The sequence below is a fragment of the Periweissella fabaria genome (assembly GCF_918814575.1).
GTDB lineage: Bacteria > Bacillota > Bacilli > Lactobacillales > Lactobacillaceae > Periweissella > Periweissella fabaria.
On record NZ_CAKKNS010000002.1, the window covers coordinates 155623 to 175735 of the forward strand.

General features: G+C 34.8%; 24 protein-coding genes. 20 read left to right on the forward strand and 4 right to left on the reverse strand.

The features are described 5' to 3' along the window. Window positions 1–241: 241 nt before the first annotated feature. The 4 genes from alr to LQZ75_RS03740 all read left to right on the forward strand — a co-directional run bounded on the left by alr (window position 242) and on the right by LQZ75_RS03740 (window position 3036). Window positions 242–1357, forward strand: coding sequence for an alanine racemase (gene alr, locus LQZ75_RS03725; protein ID WP_230096510.1), 1116 nt, complete (start codon window positions 242–244; stop codon window positions 1355–1357). Window positions 1358–1419: 62 nt separating this feature from the next. Continuing rightward, window positions 1420–2094, forward strand: a complete 675-nt coding sequence (locus LQZ75_RS03730) for a YjjG family noncanonical pyrimidine nucleotidase (RefSeq protein ID WP_230096511.1) — start codon at window positions 1420–1422, stop codon at window positions 2092–2094. A 104-nt stretch (window positions 2095–2198) separates the two neighbouring features. Next, window positions 2199–2714: a type 1 glutamine amidotransferase domain-containing protein gene (locus LQZ75_RS03735; RefSeq protein ID WP_230096512.1), complete on the forward strand. Its 516-nt coding sequence runs from the start codon at window positions 2199–2201 to the stop codon at window positions 2712–2714. Between the two features lie 97 nt (window positions 2715–2811). Further along, window positions 2812–3036, forward strand: coding sequence for a YdbC family protein (locus tag LQZ75_RS03740; protein WP_230096513.1), 225 nt, complete (start codon window positions 2812–2814; stop codon window positions 3034–3036). A 75-nt stretch (window positions 3037–3111) separates the two neighbouring features. Here the strand turns inward: LQZ75_RS03740 and LQZ75_RS03745 are convergent, their stop codons facing one another. Further along, entirely contained in the window at window positions 3112–4158 is a 1047-nt protein-coding gene (locus LQZ75_RS03745) for an AI-2E family transporter (RefSeq protein ID WP_230096514.1), read from the reverse strand. 261 nt (window positions 4159–4419) lie between these two features. On the opposite strand from LQZ75_RS03745, the gene LQZ75_RS03750 reads away from it, so the two are divergent. The 5 genes from LQZ75_RS03750 (at window position 4420) to LQZ75_RS03770 (ending at window position 6310) form a co-directional block, all read left to right on the forward strand. After that, complete coding sequence (locus tag LQZ75_RS03750) at window positions 4420–4617, forward strand: hypothetical protein (protein WP_230096515.1); 198 nt, start codon at window positions 4420–4422, stop codon at window positions 4615–4617. After that, window positions 4617–4820 (forward strand): hypothetical protein, encoded by a 204-nt coding sequence (locus LQZ75_RS03755; protein WP_230096516.1) that lies wholly within the window; start codon window positions 4617–4619, stop codon window positions 4818–4820. Before LQZ75_RS03750 ends, LQZ75_RS03755 begins: the two co-directional genes overlap by 1 nt. A 14-nt stretch (window positions 4821–4834) precedes the next feature. Further along, complete coding sequence (locus LQZ75_RS03760; RefSeq protein ID WP_230096517.1) at window positions 4835–5536, forward strand: demethylmenaquinone methyltransferase; 702 nt, start codon at window positions 4835–4837, stop codon at window positions 5534–5536. A gap of 155 nt (window positions 5537–5691) precedes the next feature. After that, entirely contained in the window at window positions 5692–6054 is a 363-nt protein-coding gene (locus LQZ75_RS03765; RefSeq protein ID WP_230096518.1) for a type II toxin-antitoxin system RelE/ParE family toxin, read from the forward strand. Beyond that, window positions 6044–6310 (forward strand): helix-turn-helix domain-containing protein, encoded by a 267-nt coding sequence (locus tag LQZ75_RS03770; protein WP_230096519.1) that lies wholly within the window; start codon window positions 6044–6046, stop codon window positions 6308–6310. The genes LQZ75_RS03765 and LQZ75_RS03770 overlap by 11 nt, the downstream gene beginning before the upstream one ends. Window positions 6311–6402: 92 nt before the next feature. Here LQZ75_RS03770 and LQZ75_RS03775 read toward each other — a convergent pair whose 3' ends face one another. The 3 genes from LQZ75_RS03775 to LQZ75_RS03785 form a co-directional block, all read right to left on the reverse strand. Beyond that, entirely contained in the window at window positions 6403–6561 is a 159-nt protein-coding gene (locus LQZ75_RS03775) for a hypothetical protein (RefSeq protein WP_230096520.1), read from the reverse strand. Window positions 6562–6659: 98 nt separating this feature from the next. Continuing rightward, entirely contained in the window at window positions 6660–8564 is a 1905-nt protein-coding gene (locus LQZ75_RS03780; RefSeq protein ID WP_230096521.1) for an acyltransferase family protein, read from the reverse strand. 271 nt (window positions 8565–8835) lie between these two features. Beyond that, the gene (locus LQZ75_RS03785; protein WP_230096522.1) at window positions 8836–8982 is read right to left on the reverse strand and encodes a hypothetical protein; all 147 of its coding nucleotides are present in this window, start codon (window positions 8980–8982) and stop codon (window positions 8836–8838) included. A gap of 306 nt (window positions 8983–9288) precedes the next feature. Between LQZ75_RS03785 and LQZ75_RS03790 the strand changes: the two genes are divergently transcribed. The 11 genes from LQZ75_RS03790 to LQZ75_RS03840 all read left to right on the forward strand — a co-directional run bounded on the left by LQZ75_RS03790 (window position 9289) and on the right by LQZ75_RS03840 (window position 20098). Next, window positions 9289–10041, forward strand: coding sequence for a LytR/AlgR family response regulator transcription factor (locus LQZ75_RS03790; protein WP_230096523.1), 753 nt, complete (start codon window positions 9289–9291; stop codon window positions 10039–10041). A 74-nt stretch (window positions 10042–10115) separates the two neighbouring features. Further along, the gene (locus LQZ75_RS03795; RefSeq protein WP_230096524.1) at window positions 10116–11459 is read left to right on the forward strand and encodes an FAD-dependent oxidoreductase; all 1344 of its coding nucleotides are present in this window, start codon (window positions 10116–10118) and stop codon (window positions 11457–11459) included. Between the two features lie 458 nt (window positions 11460–11917). Then, on the forward strand, window positions 11918–13108 hold the full coding sequence (locus LQZ75_RS03800; protein ID WP_230096525.1) for a serine hydrolase domain-containing protein: 1191 nt from the start codon (window positions 11918–11920) through the stop codon (window positions 13106–13108). Window positions 13109–13203: 95 nt separating this feature from the next. Further along, complete coding sequence (locus LQZ75_RS03805; protein WP_230096526.1) at window positions 13204–14370, forward strand: MFS transporter; 1167 nt, start codon at window positions 13204–13206, stop codon at window positions 14368–14370. A gap of 180 nt (window positions 14371–14550) precedes the next feature. Then, entirely contained in the window at window positions 14551–15441 is an 891-nt protein-coding gene (locus LQZ75_RS03810) for an ABC transporter ATP-binding protein (RefSeq protein WP_230096527.1), read from the forward strand. Continuing rightward, window positions 15438–16286: an ABC transporter permease gene (locus LQZ75_RS03815; protein WP_230096528.1), complete on the forward strand. Its 849-nt coding sequence runs from the start codon at window positions 15438–15440 to the stop codon at window positions 16284–16286. The genes LQZ75_RS03810 and LQZ75_RS03815 overlap by 4 nt, the downstream gene beginning before the upstream one ends. Before the next feature lie 30 nt (window positions 16287–16316). Beyond that, window positions 16317–16769 (forward strand): LytTR family DNA-binding domain-containing protein, encoded by a 453-nt coding sequence (locus LQZ75_RS03820; protein ID WP_230096529.1) that lies wholly within the window; start codon window positions 16317–16319, stop codon window positions 16767–16769. 10 nt (window positions 16770–16779) lie between these two features. Continuing rightward, window positions 16780–17190: a DUF3021 family protein gene (locus LQZ75_RS03825; RefSeq protein ID WP_230096530.1), complete on the forward strand. Its 411-nt coding sequence runs from the start codon at window positions 16780–16782 to the stop codon at window positions 17188–17190. A gap of 322 nt (window positions 17191–17512) precedes the next feature. Next, window positions 17513–18112: a sugar transferase gene (locus LQZ75_RS03830; protein WP_230096531.1), complete on the forward strand. Its 600-nt coding sequence runs from the start codon at window positions 17513–17515 to the stop codon at window positions 18110–18112. 63 nt (window positions 18113–18175) lie between these two features. Beyond that, the gene (locus tag LQZ75_RS03835) at window positions 18176–19324 is read left to right on the forward strand and encodes a glycosyltransferase (protein ID WP_230096532.1); all 1149 of its coding nucleotides are present in this window, start codon (window positions 18176–18178) and stop codon (window positions 19322–19324) included. A gap of 12 nt (window positions 19325–19336) precedes the next feature. Beyond that, a complete protein-coding gene (locus LQZ75_RS03840; protein ID WP_230096533.1) occupies window positions 19337–20098 on the forward strand; it encodes a glycosyltransferase family 32 protein in 762 nt (253 codons plus the stop codon). Window positions 20099–20113 lie beyond the last annotated feature (15 nt).

The following is a 20113-nucleotide window of genomic DNA, read 5'->3' on the forward strand; positions in this document are numbered from 1 at the left end:
ACAAGCTAGGTTCCCTAGTTGTCTGGAAAAAGAGATGAACTCAGGTTCATCTCTTTTTTTGTGCTTAAAAGCATCAATTAGCTTAAATGGTGATATAACGAAGTTGAAATTGATGTAGATTAAAATTTGATGTATCATTAATTAAAATAAACTAATTAATGCTATTGCAATTAAGATACGAGCATTGACACGCCGATGCCTAAGTAAAATTGTAATAATGCAGAAAAGGACAAGGTTAATTATGGCAATAAATATCCGGGCAACTCATTTGGAAATTTCAAGACGCGCATTGGCTCAAAATATTACTTATGTTCGTGAAGTTAGTGGTGCCAAAAAAATATTTTTTGCTGTTAAAAGTAATGCTTATGGTCATGGCCTTGACGTAGTTGCACCAACCGCTTTAGCCCTCGGCGTTGATGGATTAGCCGTAGCAATTGCTGAAGAGGCATTACATCTACGTTCTTTGGGAATTACTGCTCCAATTCTAATTTTAGGTCATACTGATTCCAATTATGCGTATTTATGTGCAGAAGCTGAAATCATTACGACGGTACCTTCGTTGGCATGGTTAGAAGCAGCCCAACCACAACTTGAAGCACATAACCAAAAATTATTGGTTTCACTGGCCATCGATACTGGTATGAATCGAATTGGGATACGAACAAAAGAGGAATTGTTAGCGGCAATTGAATATATTAATACTCATAGTGCTAACTTTGAGTGGTATGGTTTAATGACGCACTTTGCGACGGCTGATGTTCCTGAAACTAGTTATTTTCACAAGCAGTTAAACCGTTGGCATGCAATCGTTGATGATTTACCTAAGTTACCGCCGATGGTTCATGTTGCTAATTCTGGTGCTACATTATATCATCATACGGAAGTACCGACCGAATATGTTCGTGTTGGTTCATTATTGTACGGTTGGGAACCTTCAGGGAAAATACTTACTGATGGTCATAATTTACAACCAATTGGGGGTCTTTATTCAGCACTGAGCTTTGTGAAAGAAATTCCGGCTGGTGAAGGTATTAGCTATGGGCATACTTATATTTCAGCGACTAATGAGTGGATTGGAACTATTCCAATCGGCTACGGTGATGGTTTGCCCATTCAATTACAAGGTTTTGAAGTGTTAGTTGGTGAAGAACGGTGTCCGATTGTCGGTGAAATCGCAATGGATCAATTGATGGTACGCTTACCAAAAGAAATGCCAGTCGGAACAAAAGTCACCTTTATTGGGCAGACTGCAACTGATAGTATTGATATTTGGGAAATTGCCCATTATTGTAAACTCGAGCCATGGAATTTTATGAATTTACTAACAAGTCGTGTTCCACGGGTATTGGTTGATTAGAGTTCTGACGAAAATAATGGTAAAATAACCAAATATTATTAAATTTGTGAGGATTTCTTTATATGTACAAGGCACTATTATTTGATTTAGATGATACATTATTAGACTTTAAGGCAGCAGAAGACTTTGCATTTAAACAATTAATGCAAGAATCCAACGTACCATATACCCAACAACTTTTTGTACAGTATGATGAAATTAATCAACAACTGTGGCGGCAATTAGAACGCCAAGAGATTACGAAACAATATTTATTAGATCAACGTTTTACACGTTTTTTTGCAGCCCTTGGTTATGATAATCTGGATGGGATTGCTGCTGAAAGACGTTTTCGCCAATTGTTAGGTGAAGGAGCATTTTTGATGCCGAATGCTAAAGAAACCTTAACAGTGTTAAAACATGCCGGTTATCAACTATATACAGCATCAAATGGGGTTTACCAAACTCAAATTCGGCGGATGCAAGCGACCCAAATTTTAGATTTTTTTGATGGCCATTTTATTTCTGAAACCGTTGGCTATGAGAAACCCAATGTTAAGTTTTTTGAGTATATTTTGAATGAATTAAAGATCACCAAGCAGGATGTTTTAATGATTGGGGACGGACTTAATTCAGATATTAAAGGTGCTTTGGCAAGTGATATTGATTGTGTGTATTATGACTATGCCAACCGCCAACAAGCCAATGATGCGCAATATACGGTTACTGATTTACTTGATTTACCATCAGTATTTTAGGGCGTTAACTTTTTTATTGCTATTTGAATTTAGGTTGGTTCCTTTGTTAGAATAAGGGTGTCGCAAAAGATTATCACAACGGAAATAACTGGAGGATATATTTTATGGCTAAAATTATTGCAATTGCAACCGATGATTTTGAAGATAGCGAGTTAATATCACCCAAGGAAGCCTTAGAAAATGTTGGTCATACAGTGGATGTTGTTGAACATACTGCTAAAAAAATAATTACCGGTAAGCATGGTACAGAAGTGATTACAACCAAAGGAATTGACGACGCTAAGTTAGCTGATTACGATGCTTTACTGATTCCAGGCGGCTTTTCACCCGATAAATTACGTATTGACGAGCGTTATGTGAACTTAACTAGAGCATTTTTAGAAAGTGATAAACCTGTTTTTACAATTTGCCATGGTCCACAGCTTTTTATTCAAACGGGAATTACCGATCAGTTAACTTTAACGGCTTATCAATCAGTTCAACCGGACTTAAAATATGCGGGGGCGAATGTTAAGGATGCGCAAGTTGTTATTGATGATGAGCATCAATTGATTTCAAGCCGGACTCCTAAAGATTTACCGGCTTTCAATGCGGCAATTATCAAGGCGTTGGCGAAGTAAAAAGAATTATGTTAATAAGTGAGTTGACACCGTATGATATTTCGTACGGTGTCTTAATCTTTAGAATGTTACGAGCAAAAATAAGAGGAGTATCTAAATGGCTGAATTAAAGTATGAAATCACAGAAAAAATAGCAACATTATCCACGAATGCCAAGGGTTGGAGCCTAGAGTTAAATAAAGTTTCTTGGAATGAACGTGAACCTAAATTTGATTTGCGGACGTGGGATGCTGATCATACTAAAATGGGTAAAGGAATTACGTTTAATGAAGCCGAAGCACGGGAATTATTTACGGGCTTAGGGAAGTTTTTAGAACAATAAGCCAAATAAGAAAGCACCCTAGAAAATATAATTTTCTAGGGTGCTTTTGTGTATTTAAATGCTTTTAATTAGTTGTTATTCTTCCACAGCATGATGGAGAATCGGGCCATTTTTATCGAAGCGGTGAATGTTCATAACATCCATAAAGAAGGCAACGATTGGAACTCCGACGATTAAGCCCCAAGTACCAAGGATGTGCTCCATGATAATTAATGCTGCAAATGTAACGAAAATCGGTAATTCTGCACGTGATGACATCAATTTAGGATGTAAAACATACGCTTCAAATGCGTGCATAATGCAAATAAGGATAATCAATTCAATAGCTGTTTTGACACCCCCCATTGAAAATGCAATTAAGGTTAATGGAATACTTGAGATTAAGACCCCAGCAACAGGTACTAAGCCAAAGACAAAGACTAACATCCCAAGGACAAAGGGACTTGGCATTCCTAAAATAGTTAAACCAATTAGCATCAAGATAGTATTGATGATGTCAATTACAAGTTGAACTTCAATGATTTGGCCCAAAATAAAAATAAATTTACTAGTAAGTTGGTACACGATTTTGAAAAATTTAGGAAAATCAGAATGTTCGAATTGTTTACCGAATGTTTGTAACTTTGGAAAAGTAATCGTAAAGATTAAACTTAAGAAGAAAGCTAAGGCTACGCGAACGAAAACATCGCCAACAGTTGTAATTGCTGTTAAGCCATTGACTAATATTTTTTGCCAGTTAGTACTAATTTTATCGACTAAATCAAATTTATCCATATAGGTACTAACATAATGATTAATTTGCGGATATTCACGGAGTCCTTTTATGATTGCATCATATAAATTTTGACCTTCGCGCGCAAACACAGGAATTATGAAGGTAATGATACCGGCTAAAACTACTAGAACTAGTGCATAAAAGATGATTACCGAAAGGACGTACGGAATTCGGGTGAATTGGCAAATTTTCCGTGACGCATGAACACCAAAATATGCGAAAATCACAATTAAGAGAATGCTACTTAGAAAACCATGAATTAAAAATAAAAAAACAATCATTACCAATAAGGTAAGGTATACTTGGGTTTGACTTTTTTTGAAAAAACGAACTAAACTATCGTACATGAAAGTTCTCCTTTAGTAGCGTTGGCGTTGTCTGCTGGTTGCAAATTAGCAAAGTTTTATTATCTAATTGTAGCGTTAAACAAACGTCATATAACAATTAGTCTATCTAAGTCGATAAGGGGTGTCAACTATAAAACGGGGCGATATCACTAATTTATTAAAATAAATTAATTTAACGATATAATCACAAGAGAGATGCTTTATTATATGCGTGAACTTATGTACAATAAGATGAATAACAACAGAGGATAGGTAAGAATTATGTATCAAATTGATGATAATCAAAAACATCAAAATGTTAAGTTTGCTCAACGTAAGCAAGACGAATCAACGCGTGAACTTGGCAAGAAAACAATGAAAAAATTTGTGCGTGACTACGCTAACAAAGAAGAAATGTTAGCATTAATTGATAAATATAATGAACGTCCAGATGTAACTCCAATTGAGGTGATTGAATAATGGCAATATCAAAGAAAAAAGCACTCCATGCCTTCAAGGCTACTCAAAAACCACAAGAAGAAGATGCCGTAACTAAATTAATGCGGGCTTCAATGGAATATGTTACTGAATTTGCAACACGTGAACAAATGCTTCAATTTATCAAACAGTTTAATGAAGCCCAAGATGAAATTATTGAAATTAAAACACCAACAGTCAAATAAAAAGGTGGCATATTGTGACAGATAAGAAACAAACCCCACAAGAAATTTTTAATACAATTGCTCCAAATTATGATTACATGAATAATGTGATTAGTTTAGGTACGCATAAGGCTTGGCGGAAAAAGGTGGCTAAAACAATGCCAATTCCAAAAGGAAGTTATGTTCTTGATTTATGTTGTGGTACCGCTGACTGGACGATTCACCATGCCCAAACCGTTGGACCAAGTGGTCATGTGGTGGGGTTAGATTTTAGCGGAAATATGTTAAAGATTGCCGATCAAAAGGTGGCTGAATTACATCTTGGAAAAGAAATCACCTTGGTCCAAGGTGATGCGATGGCGACAACATACCCAGATAATACGTTTGACTATGTGACTATTGGTTTTGGGTTGCGTAATTTACCAGATAAAATTGCGGGGTTAAAAGAGATGTATCGGGTGTTAAAGCCCGGTGGTTCAGTTATCATTTTAGAAACATCACAACCTGATAATCCTATTGTCCGACCAGCTTGGCGTTTTTATTTTTCAAAAGTGATGCCATTACTTGGTAAAGTTTTGACTAAGCAACAAGCTGAGTATAAATATTTGGATGAAACAACAGAAAAATTCATGTCATATCAAGAATTAGTTGACGTTATGACAGAAATTGGGTTTAATGAAGTTCACTTTGAACGTTACAATCTTGGTGCAGCAGCCGCTCACTTTGGTACTAAATAATAAAAAAGACTGAAAAAATTTTTCAGTCTTTTTTTGTTGGAAGGGTTAAATTAATTATATTTATACCGATATTCGTGTATATAAATAAATCTTATTGCTAAATCGAGATATTGGGATGATATTAAGTTTAGTGACTCTAAAGATGGGTGTAATGGATGAAGAGTAAGAAAAAACTTGGCATGTTTATTGATCAAAATGGACACAATTACTTTGCTGAATATTATTGCCAACTTTCACAACGTGAACGTGAGAAGTTTATGGCTTTGATGATGCAAATACAAGAAGTAAATTTATTAATTGCGCAACGGCAATTATGGATTCGGCGAGTTAAACGTGATTTTTATGAACTAAGATGTTATATCGATAAAGGTATTATTCACTGTGCATATTTTTTTGTTACCGATGATGAATATGTTTTAACACATGCCTATTTAAAAACTGATAAAGAGCAAGTACATCAGGAACAATTAGTTGCTGAAAAGCTACAACAAGAATGGAGATTTATGAATGCTAATTGAGGAATTATTAGTAGCAGAAAAGCATGATAAAACATTTGTGCAAGGGTATCAAATGGAGAAGGCTAAATTGGCAAGTGCGGTGTCGTTATATCTAGCACGTGAGGAAGTGGGATTAACGCAAGTTGAATTAGCCGAAATGGCTGGGACAACACAAGCTACGATTGCACGTATTGAACGGGGGGACAATGTTTCTTTTGAAAAATTATCTCAATTGGCGCAAGCAATGGATAAACAATTGCGGGTTGAATTTATTTAGTGAAAAAAGGCTGGAAGATGATATCTTCCAGCCTTTTGTTGTTTGTAAATATGTTGTGATGTTTCGAGTGTTGAATGTCCATAAAAGAGACATTATTGGCGATGGTTTTGATTACGTGGGTGATTACTTTTAATCGTAATAGGCACCATGCGTGTTCGATAGTTAGTTGTGTTGATAACACGATTAAGTAAAATCGCTACAACTACTAACATTAGCAACGTAATGATTACAATATTAATTAGTAAAAGCATTCAGATACCTCCATTTAATTTAGAAACAACAATGCGATGAAATCGCTTGCGTATCTCTATTATACATAGCGTTTGATTAAATGAATATTAAGGCCCATTTAATTGTTTTTAGGTACGGTAGTCGCAATCGTACTACCAATTAAATGAGCTAAATATTTATCACCAAGTTCATTAGGGTGAATTTGATCGGGCCCTAACCAATCTGCATGATTTTGAACTTGTTGGTGCCAATCAATTAGATGGAAATTTGGATAAGTTTTACTTGCTTGTAAGTACACCTGTTCATTACCTGGAATCCAACCCCGGTTTTGAACATAATTATTAACCCAAAACACTTGGCGGTTGGTACCAACGATATTCATAACTTGGCTGATCGTTTTAGGAGTAACCGAACCATTTGTCCCAAGCATAATTAAAACATTATCTGAGAGTTGATTAGCGCCTTTGATTGTTGTAAGTAAATCCGGTGCTGTCGAAGGTTGGCGACCAACTTTTCCATTAGCAACTACGGGCATAAGCTGTTGTAAAGTTGGACCGATATTGACTAGCATTGAATCTCCAATGGCACTCACTGGAGTTTGTTTGAGAGTACTTATTTCTTGAGCAGTTAACTGATACGTTGTTGCAAGTTTAGCATCCTCATCAGACAGTGTACTACTACTTGCTGCACTTGCGTCATTTTTTGCATTTTTTTTTGCTTTTTCAGCAGCCTTTTGTTTTGCAAGGATTTTTGCATTAGCATCTTCGGTCTTTTTTTCACGCTGTGCTAATTCCTTTTCCAAAGGTGGTTGATACGTACTAGCAGCCTCTGGTGCAGCGAGACCAAAGCTAGCAACTAATACTAAGAGTAGTGTAATACCAAGTTGACTAAGGCTACGATAATTCAACATCGTAATACGCTGAATGAACGCTTTACAATCTCTAAACGTGATGTGGCGTAGTGGCTGTTCAAGATAACGATAGCTAAATTCACTAATGAGCCCAATTATTATTAGTTCAATAATTAATAATAAGGCACTAAGATGGGGATGCTTTAACTTGAGTTGATCAAAAAAAACTAAAACCGGGTATTGATATAAATAGATACCGTATGAACGAGTACCAATCCAACGAAATACTGGTAAATTAAACACTTTAACAAGCCAAGTACCAGGTGCTGCAATGGTGGCGACTAATAACATCCCCATTATGGTAAAGACAAACATCCCACCATAATACGTAACGGGACTTTGACCATTTAATGTTGCAAAACCAATCCCGAGACCAACAAGGCTTCCCCAACTGACGTAGTTAAGGACTCGTTGGTTTTTAGGCATCATTGAATGGGTTAACTGTGATGATGGCCAAATATAAGCTAACATGGCGCCTAAAAGGATTGCAAATAAGCGGGTATCGGTGCCATAATAGGCCCGATTAATTGAGTTTGGATCAAAAGTAATGCCTAGCATAATGGCAGAAATAAACGCAGCGATACCTAATCCAAGTGCAACATGGCCACGTGATACTTTTAATTTAGCTAGTAATAAGACTAATAGTGGCCAAATAAAATAAAATTGACCTTCAACTGATAAGGACCATAAGTGGGTAACCGGACTTGGAGCGCTGAATTGTTGAAAATACGATTGTCCATGTCCAATTGCCCAGAGATTATATACATACAAAAGATTGGTTACCACAGCAGTTCGAATATTTAGTAATGCTCCCCGATCGAAAAGGGTGATAAAAGCTAGTGTGATTAATAGCATAAAAACCAATACAGGATATAAACGCTTAATTCGGCGTAAGTAAAACGCTTTAATATCAATGGTATTTTTTCTAATGTATTCTTGGCGTAGTAAATCAGTAATTAAATAACCAGAAACCACAAAAAAAATCGAAACCCCAAGATATCCCCCACTAAAAGTATTTGGTAAAAAATGATACAAAATAACGGCTATTACGGCTAAGGCGCGAATACCATCAAAGCCTAGAATATAGCGCCGTTTAGAAGAACGTAACTCCATATTTAAAAAACTCCCCAATGATTAATGTTATCTTAATGTTACAGTATTGTAATAAATTTTACAATGAAATTTGGGTTAAAAAAGCAATTAAAAAAAGCCTTTAAATCAGGCGATTGAAGGATATTTAGGTGGCTTTAAACAATGGAAAATTTATCTTGATTTGTCATTAAAGTAACTAAAAAGACTGGCAATAATATGCCAGTCTTTTTTAGTCATAGAAGGTAAAAGTATGCTATCTTTTATGACTCGATTAAATGTGAAATTACCGCAATTAATTTTCGTGCTTAAACTTATCTTCTAAATCACGGAGATGAGCAAATCCACTTTCATGCTTTTGAGTAGCATGTTCCTTGGCGCGACGTTGAAGTTCTTGTTCTGCAAGTTCCTTGCGTTCACTCTTACTTAACTTATTTGCCATGATGGTAGCTCCTTTATTGAATTAAAATTGATGAAAGAATTCATCTACACTTATAGTATAGTCCTTTTATAGGTGTGCTACTATATATTCGCAATGTTTTATAAAACTAAATAAAAATGAAACTATTTCTTATATATGTTTAGTCCTTTATGGACAAAAAAGGTCGTGATATATTATGTTTGGTAATGAACAAATTAAAATTTTGAATTTAACAAATTTCTGCTTAATGGACATGGTATTATGGAGTTAAAATAATATATTTCAATAAAATAGTATTATGTTTCACAAGTATAAAAGGAGATTTATATGCGGATTTATATATTAGATGATCAATTTGTCATATTAGATAAAATTAAACGATTAGTAACTGAAATAACACATGAACTTGATATTGATGCGCACATAAAAATATTTACCAATACCGATGACTTAGAAGAAGTTGTTTTTAACCAGGGACAATATGCGGATGTGTATTTTTTAGATTTGGACCAAAATGGCGTCAAACTATCTGGGGTCGCATTTGCTAAGCAATTACGACAATTTGATATTGAAGCGACAATTTCATTTATATCTAAATTTCCAATGCTTATGCAACAACTTTTTGCTAATAATATTGGGGCCCATGATTTTATTAATAAAAGCCAAGCAAATAATGTATTAAAGGGGTATTTAGCGCAAACGATAAAGTATCGGCAGCGTTTTTTTGCCCAAATAAAACCACAGCAAAAACTATTAATTAATGCGGTTAATCAAGTTTACTTAGTTAAACCACATGAAATAATCGCTATTGAAACGACAGCCACGGCGCATCAACTTAAGTTAACAACAAAGCACGATGATATTTTATTTTATGAGCGCTTAAATGATTTACAAGGTCGGCTACCACAGTTATTTCGTGGCCACCGAGCTTGTTTAATTAATCTTGACTATGTAACGCAAATTAAGCTCAAAGAACGTTTAGTAGTCCTAGATAATCACCTTGAATTACCAGTTTCACGAACTAAAATAAAGAGTCTTTGTGAATTAATTACGATTAATGATTTAAGCGTGACCATTTAGGAAAATAACGGTTTAATGTTTGTGAAAATATTATAATTGTAAGCATAATACAATTTAGATATTGGAGATAAACGATGAAAGTAATAGTTGTTGGATCAACCCACGCAGGAACAACTGCGATTAATGAAATTAAAGCCCAAAGCCCAGATGTAGAAGTTGTGGTTTACGAACGCAACGATAATGTTTCGTTTTTGTCATGTGGGATTGCCTTGTACCTTCAAGGTGAAGTTAAGCATGCTGAAGAATTATTTTATTCAAATCCTGAAAAATTAGCCGCTTTAGGAGCGGATTTGCGAATGCAACATGAAATTTTAGCAATCGATAGTGCTAATAAGCAGGTTCAAGTTCGTAATCTAGTAACAGGGGAAGAATTTTCAGATAGTTATGACAAATTAGTTATGACGACTGGTTCAATTCCAGTTAAACCTAATATTCCTAGAATTGATAATAAAAATGTCTACTTCTGTAAAAATTATACCGATGCCCAAGTTTTATTTGAAAAGACGGATCATATTAATTCAGTGATAATTATTGGTGCTGGTTATATTGGTGTTGAACTTGCAGAAGCGTTCCAAACGCATGGCAAAGAAGTTACCATAATCGATGGCATGCCCACGATTATGAATAAGTACTTCGATGAACCATACACTAAACGAGCGACTGAATTATTTGAAAACAATGGGATTAAAGTCGTAACGGGTGAAATGGTACAAGGTTTTGAAGGCCAAGAGCAAGTGACAGTCACAACTGATAAACAAAGTCATCAAGCGGATATGGTTATTTTAGCGATTGGGTTTAAACCAAATACGGATTTGTTAAAAGATCAAATTAAAATGTTACCTAATGGGGCAATTGTAACTAATGAGTACATGCAAACCTCAAATCCAGATATTTATGCAGCTGGTGATTCGACGGCGGTCTTTTACAATCCAACACAAACACATGAATATATTCCGTTGGCAACTAACGCTATTCGCCAAGGAAAATTGGTTGGTCAAAATATTGTTGAAAATAAAGTTAAATACATGGGGACCCAAGCGACATCAGGGTTACAACTTTTTGGGATGGATTTTGTTGCTAGTGGCTTAACGGAGTCAGCGGCACAAGCACGCGGAATTGATTTTAGTAGCGTCACAATGGAAGATAATTTTCGACCTGAATTTATGGCAACGACAGAACCAGTTTTAATGACTTTAATCTGGGAAAATAGAACCCACAAAATTTTAGGTGTTCAATTAAGTAGTAAACATGACATCTCAGCTGCTGCTAATGGTGTATCAATTGCAATGCAAGCAGGGTTTACAGTGGAGCAATTGGCTATGGTGGATATGTTGTTCCAGCCATGGTTTGATCGCCCATTTAATTATTTAAATATCTTAGCACAGGCTGCGCTTGATAAAGCTCGTGTTATTGATTGATAATGCATATTAGGATAAAGGACTGCAAGCGTATTGCTTGTAGTCCTTTATTATTTTGCGCTGTGGATGGAATAAAATGACTGATGGTCGGAGAATATTAATAGATATTTTAAGTGAATGAAAATTTTTTTATGTTAGAATGAAGTACGTAGTTATTTAACTAATTATGGATATACTTTATCTACATAGTAAACGATAATTATTTAAACGATTATCGTTGCATCTACTGCATATCTAATGAACTTACAACTTTTTATATTATTATATAAAAAATATACGTGGGCGTTGGCATTTGCTCAGCTAACTCGTATAACAAGGGTACTGATTACTTAGTAGTGACTAATCTAAGTATGTGTTCTCTAATGAAATTTAATAAAAGACACGGGTTAGTTGACCGTGTCTTTTATTAATTAGAAATAATAGTTAATTTTATAATCTGTAAACACTGGAGAAGTATTTTGAAAATTGTACACAAAATTGCGAGTAAAAAAATATCTATCATTATATTGATTAGTTTGATTATTGTTATAGCACTTGCCCGTATTTACTTAGTACCGTCTGTCAATAAAATAATAAAAATAGGTGATAAATGGGAGAGTACCGCATCAAGACAAGTTGTTACCAAAGTTGATAATATTCAAAAAATAAATTTTTCACATGAACCAAATGTTTTACAACAACAATTGCAAGCATATCTTAAAAATAATAACTTGAATGCGGTGGCAGTAACGACGGCTACGGGTTCAAAAAAACCGTTAGTAATTGCTAATGGTAATTTGAGTAGTTTTTCAAATGATAAATTAGATGAAAATTCTGAATTTCAAATTGGATCTATTCAAAAAATATTTACAGGGATTATTATTCAAAAATTAGTTGAAGAAGGTAAAATTAATTTAAAAACACCATTGAATAAATATTATCCTAATATTCCATATGGTGATAAATTGACGGTATGGAACTTATTGACGCACACCAGTGGAATACTTGATGGAAGTACTAAAAAAATCCGAGCAGTATCCGGTGAACAAAATCAAGTTAATTATGTTTTACAACATATGACATCAACCCCCCCACACTATGTCTATGCGAGTGCTAATTTTTCGTTGTTAGCTGGGATTATTATGCAAGTAACACATGAAAGTTACCGTCAAAATGTGATTGATAATATTTTTAAGCCGTTGGGGATGAATGATACATATTTTTATCAGGATCTTCCTATTGGGGCTAAATTAGCATACCCACCGTACGTTAAAACTCGTGTTCAACAAGCTTACTACACGTATGATATTAGAAAGCAAATGTCACTATTGATTGGTGCAGGGCAAATATACTCAACACCAGCTGACTATTTTAAATTTGTAGATGCTTTAATGGATGGTAAGTTAATTCCAAAAAGTGATTTTGCAACGTTTCTTCCACGGCAAAATCATGATTACTATAACGGTTTGTATAATTTTTATGGCGTTTATGAAGCGGGTGGCTCGCAAAGTGGATATAATTTGTGTTTCGTATTTAATCCAAAGACACATTCACAAACTGTGCTATTTTCTTCAAATTATATGATTGTGCCAAATAAAACATTGGCTTGCCAATTTTTTGTTATTGCTAACCGAACATCAGATATCATACATTGGATTCCACAATTCTAAAATTAATAACGCAACTGGTTGACGTTGTTTAAGGAATATCGATATAATAGTAGGATTAAACATAAAAATTCTACATAAATTGAAGGTGGTATTACATGAACGCAGCAACCAAGCGTGCAATTTTTATATTAGTGCTTAGTGAGTTCTTAGTCTGTTTAGGTGTAACCCTTGTAATTCCGGTTATGCCATTTTTAAAAAATGAATTACATTTTAGTGCCGCTGATATGGGTTTTATGACGGCATTATATGCATTCGCTCAATTTATATTTTCACCATTAGTCGGAATTTTATCTGACAAAATTGGTCGTAAACCATTATTGATTGTTGGTTTGCTGTTGTTTAGCTTCTCTGAAGCAATTTTTGCGTTAACTAATCAATTATGGTTATTGGATGTTTCCCGGATAATTGGTGGGTTATCAGCTGCTGCTTATATCCCAACGGCCATGGCGATGGCTGCTGATATTACAACCAATAGTCAACGGGCTAAAGTTATTGGCTGGATTTCGGCATCATTTAGTGGTGGGCTAATTTTGGGCCCCGGAATTGGGGGCGCATTAGCCAGCATTAGTTATAAAATGCCTTTTTGGTTTGCAAGTGGCCTTGGTTTAGTGGCATTATTAGTATTAGTAAGTCTACTACCAAGTGAGCAACAATTTGAACACCATATTGTGAAAAACAATCAGGCAACAGATGATGCTAATTGGCGGGATGTATTGACTAAGCCCGTTGTATTATTATTTACGCTGATTTTGATTTCAGCTTTTGGGTTAGCTGGGTTTGAAGGGGTTTACTCGATTTTTGTTAATGAAGTATTTAATTTTGACATGAACGATTTAACTGTCGTGTTAATTATCAACGGGATTATTTCATTGATTTTACAAGTGGTCTTCTTTGAACGACTTGTCTTATGGTTTTCAGAAATTAAGTTAATTAGATATTGCTTTGTTTTAAGCGCCGCAGGGGTTGCGTGGATATTAGTAACGCACAGTAAATTGTCAGTGGTTATTGCAACCTTAATCGTTTTTTCAGCAATGGACATTATTCGGCCAGCAATTACAACTTATTTAACAAAATTCGGTGAAAGTAAGCAAGGGTTAATGAATGGTTTGAATATGTCGTTGACAAGCATTGGAAATGTTGCCGGCCCAATCATGGCTGGGATATTATTAGATATTAATTATCACTATCCATATGGAATTGTCCTCGGGTTTATGTGTTTATCAATCGTTATGACATTCTTTATTAGCAGTTTAAAAAAATAAGTTAGTAAAACAGCTTGGAAATTTATTTTCCAAGCTGTTTTTGTATTAGGAGAATTCACCTAATTTTTATTAGACGAAAATAACCATATATTAGTGAATTTTAGCCACTTGTACCTTTTGAGCACGAACATATTCGCTTTTTATGTATACTAAAGGCATACATAAAAGGAGAATATAATCATGAAAGAACTAGTGGTACGGCATTTGGTCAAGCGTTACCAACAAAAAATTGCCGTTAATGATTTATCGTTAAAGATTAAAGGTGGGCAGTTTGTCGCTTTTTTAGGTCCTAATGGTGCAGGAAAATCAACAACAATTAATATGCTTACGGGGATGTTGCAACCAACAAGTGGTGAAATAACCATTGATGAATTACCCCCAACAAGCCAAAAATATCGGCAAAAATTAGGCGTCGTGTTTCAAAATAGTGTTTTAGATGATGATCTTAGCGTTCAGGCGAATTTAAAAATACGTGCGGGGATGTATCACCATGTTGCCTCAGGATGGCTCGATGAACTAATTACAGCTTTTCAACTACAAGAAATTTTAAAGCAAAAATATGGTAGTTTATCTGGTGGTCAGCGCCGTCGAGTTGATATTGCACGAGCACTGATCAATAAACCAGAAGTTTTATTTTTAGATGAACCATCGACAGGCTTAGATATCCAGACCCGGCAACTAATTTGGCATGTTTTGGATGCTTTGCGGGTTCAAAATGCGATGACGGTTCTGCTGACAACCCATTATTTGGAAGAAGCCCAAACGGCTGACATGGTCTATGTGATTGATCATGGAGAGCTACTAGTTGCTGATACCGTTACTAATCTTGAAAAAGGCATCTTAGGTGGCCGCTTAACTTTATTTACAAAGGAAACTGCTACTTTGAAGCAATCTTTAAGTAATAAAACGATAGAAGTTACAAATGATGGTGTAGTGGTACAAAATATTGAAAGCCACGAAGTAATCGCACTATTAAATGCAAATCAAGCAATAATCGATGATTTTGAATATCAAAGGGTAAACTTAAATGACATTTTTATTCAATTAACTGGTGAAGGGGTACGCAAATGATTTGGATGGTACGGCGGAATTTACAACTATATTTTAGTAAAACTAGCAATGTTTTGTTATCACTCTTAGGGGCGATTATTTCAATTGTGCTATATCTGGGTTTTCTAAAGGAAAATTTAAGTAGCGATTGGGCCACTTTACCGAATGCAACGACAATTCTTGATTGGTGGCTAATTGGTGGTACACTGGCAATTACCGCATTAACCACAACCTTGAATAGCTTAAGTGTTTTTGTACGTGATCGTGAGCAAAAAACATTTCGTGATTTAGCGCTGACTGATGTTAGCCCATTTAATTTAGTGCTAGGCTATTTAGGAGCAACCTTAATCATCGGTATCGTTATGCAAGCGGTGATGTTTACGCTATTGGTAATTTACTTTGGGGTTACTGATGGACTAGCCATGCAATGGGACCAACTAATCAATGTCATTGGGGTTATTGTATTGTCGAGTTTTGTTTGGACGTCGTTTAATCTATTAGTGACTAGTTTTATTAAACGCATTGATAATTTTGGTAAGGTTGGCACAATTTTAGCTACGGCAGCCGGCTTTTTTGTTGGTGTATATGTGCCATTTGGGATTTTATCAAAAACGGCCAATCATATTATTCAATTAACACCAGCCCCATACAATTCGGCACTTTTTCGACAAGTGTTACTAAAACAGCCAATATTAGCTGCGCATTTACCAAATACTACTGTCATGGAATTAAAACGTAAGTTGGGAATTGATATTGTTTGGCATACTACTGCAACCACAGAATTGGGAAATGGCCTCATTTTAGTAGCATTTACAGTAATCTTTGTATTTTGTGTTATGATATTTGCACGTAAACATTTAAATTAACACGATAAAATGGAAGGATAAGATTACTAAATGAAAGTAAACTTTACGTCCAATGAAGAATTGGCGCCTGATGACATTGAAGTTGTCGTCTCAGCGGCTATTATGAATGGTGAAGTTCTAAGTTTGATGCAACAAATTCAAAATTTAACGCCACCTAGTACAACTTTACCGATAACACTTGAAGATCGGGTTGTTTTATTACCAATCAGTGACATAATTTCAATTGAAGTCTTTGGGACTGAAATTTCAGTTCAAACAGTGGGAAAAAGCTATACAACAAAAGGGCAATTGAAGAAATTTCATGCCCGATTACCACAAAAGACATTCATTCAAATTAGTAAGAGCGCTTTGATAAATATTGAGCACCTTGAATATTTGGAAGCAGGTTTCTCAGGTAATATGACGGCTTTTTTAACAAATAATAATCGCGCCAGTGTTAGTCGCAAATATCTACCAGATTTAAAGCAAACATTAGGTTTATAGGAGTTACAGGATGGATATACGAAAATATATACGCCATGGTTTATTAGGTATGGTAATAAGTGCGGCGTTCACAATGATGGCGGCCTTAATTGAGTGGCATCCGTTAGTAATAACACCTGAACAAATTGTTGGGACTTTTGTTCTAGGGATTGTTGTTGGTGAAATTTCATTGATTTTAGAATTAGAAATTGGGTCATTTACAATCCGATTATTGCTACATATGTTATTAACATTAGGACTAGTATTAGTGTTTGATTGGTATTTCAAATCACTTACTTTTATCATGGCGCATCCCATCGAATTTGTCATTGAATTTTTAATCATCTATTTAATTGTTTGGCAAACCGTTCGGCTCTCAACTAAAAATGACGTTGATATGATTAATGAAAAATTAGCGCGTAAGCGGCAAATAAAAAAATGAAGTTTAGGTCGATCAGAATGATTTTCTGGTCGATTTTTTCATGTTAAGTAATTGATATAACTACACGTTTGTAAAGTGTGAGCTTAAGATTTACAAGTAATTAAAGTAAGCTATGGTATAATACTTGGATGTAGATAAATTAGAAGTTTAACAATCAAAATGAGAAGATATAGGTTTAAAGCTTAGTAAATATAAATACCCTTGTCTTTTGATGCTGTATATTCTATGGTATTATCTATAATAAGGTTGAGTTACTATATTGTAATTAAAAAAGTAAACGTGACGTAAAAATGCTTTACAAAAAATGGGAGGCAAAGTTCAGATGTATAGTGGCTTTGGCAAACGCATAATAGATATTATTTTAGCAGCAATTATTTTGGTCATTACATCACCAATGATATTGATTGTTGCAATTGCAATTAAACTTAGCTCAAAGGGACCGGTTATCTTTAGACAGTACCGTATGGGCCAGAATCATCGTCCGTTTAAATTATATAAATTTAGATCGATGCGTATCGATACACCCGAAATCGCATCAAATGATTTAAATGGTGAAGACTATCATACTGCAGTTGGGAAATTCATTCGTAAATTTTCAATTGATGAACTACCACAGCTGTTTAATGTCTTAAAAGGGGATATGAGTATTATTGGACCTCGACCAGTGATTCTCAAAGAGACAGAATTAATTGAGTTGCGGCATCAAAATGGTGCTGAAAATGTACGCCCAGGAATTACGGGATTAGCACAAGTTAATGGTCGTGATGTTTTATCAGATGAACCAAAAGCACGATATGATGCACAGTATGCTAAGACTGTGTCATTGAAAAATGATAGTAAAATTTTTATGCAAACAATTTTGTACGTCATTAAGCGCAATGGAGTTGTTGAAGAACAAATTGATGATGAATCTAAAGAATAAAATAATCTAATTTATTCTTAGACAAAATTCAATCAAATTTCAAATAGTATTGGATGTTTTATAATGAAAAAAGTTTTAATTGTTGCTGCTAAAGCGAATATGATTCGGCAGTTCAATCAACATAATATTTTAATATTAAAAAAGCTAGGTTTTGAAGTTCATGTGGGAACCAATTTTAAAGAATTTGGATCAATGGATAATAAGGAAAATGAAAAATTGATTCAATGGCTCGAAGAGCATGATGTTGTCAGTCATCAAATTGATTTCGGTCGTAAATTAGGTTCTTTTAAAGCTAATTTTGTGGTAATTAAGCAATTAAGAGTAATTATGCGTAATAAAGATGAATGGGCATTTATGCATGCACATTCTCCAATTGGGAGTGTTTTAGGTCGGCTTGCAGCTAAATCGCAAGGAATTAAAACAATTTACACTTCTCATGGGTTTCACTTTTTTAAAGGTGGACCAGTAAAAAATTGGCTAGTATTCCCTATTGAATGGATCTTGGGTTTTATTACTGATCAGTTAATTGTTATTAATTCTAATGATTTAAAAATAACTAACTATCTGCCTATTGAAAATGTAGAGTATATACCAAGTGTTGGAGTTGATGTAAAAAAAATGATGGACGTTACCCCAGAAAAACGGGCTGCTCTCCGCGAAAGTATAAGAGCTGAATTGGAAATTGGTAATGACGATTTTCTTTTGTTAAATGTGGGTGAATTAAGTAATTTAAAGAATCAACGTGTCGTTATTGAAGCTATGGGCAATATTAATAATCCTAATTTAAAATTTATCATAGCGGGTGTCGGCCCTAATCATGATGAATACTTAGCTTTAGCCAAAAAGCTAAATCTTGAAAAGCAAGTTAAACTTTTAGGTTATCGAAATGATATTCAAGCATTGCATTTTGCATCTGATTTATTCGTCTTTCCATCTCGACGGGAAGGATTTGGTCTCGGTGGTTTTGAAGCAATGGTTGATGGATTGCAAGTCATCGGTACCAAAAATACGGGGATGAAGGATTTTATTATTGGTCCAGCATATGGTGTCTTACTTGATACCAGTAAAATAGATGAAGTTACAACGGCAATTGAAATGTTTATGGCTGAAAAACATGAACCAGGTTTAGGGATGGATAAAGAATTTATTGCCACTTTTGATAGTTCAAATGTGAACCGTATTATGGAGTCCGTCTATCGTAAATTTAAGTAAGTGGAGTTAAAAATGATACCAAAAATTATTCATTATGCATGGTTTGGTGGTGAAAAACCGGAAAAAGTCCAAAAATGTATTGCTAGTTGGCATCGCTTAATGCCTGATTGGGAATTTATGGAATGGAATGAAAAAAATTGGGATGTCAGTAAATATGCCTTTTCTCAAGAGATGTATACTGAAAAAAATTGGGGCTTTTTAAGTGATACGCTTCGATTTGATGTTGTTTATCAACATGGTGGCTTCTATTTTGACACGGATATGTTGATGACAAAACCAATTACCGATGATTTTCGCGATGCCCAAAATATGTTTTGCTTCATGTTTGATAATGCGTTACATACAGGTTTGTTTGGTGCCGAACAAAATTCACCTGTATTGGCAGAGATTCTCAAAATGTATCGTGAAGAAAAATATGAAAATGTGTCTTCATTAATTCGGGTAACTACTAATAATCCTATTATCACTAGAATGATGATGATTTTATATCCAGAATTTAAACTTAATAACACTAAGCAAATTTTGGGAAAGATGCATAATGAAGTTGTTATTTGGCCTAAAGAGTATTTCGTGTATCCATCATTTAATCGAAAAATTAGTTATACGGAGCATCTGTTTACCAATTCTTGGAGTACTACTAACCTTGGTGCTTGGGGGATGCTTAAAGCAATGTCAAAACTTGCGTTAGGGAAAACTTTTTATGGAAAAATCAGTGCTTACCGAGGGAAAGTTAAACCACATAAAGGTGGAGTAATCATCGAGAAAATGAAATAAAGAGAAGTAGGGAAA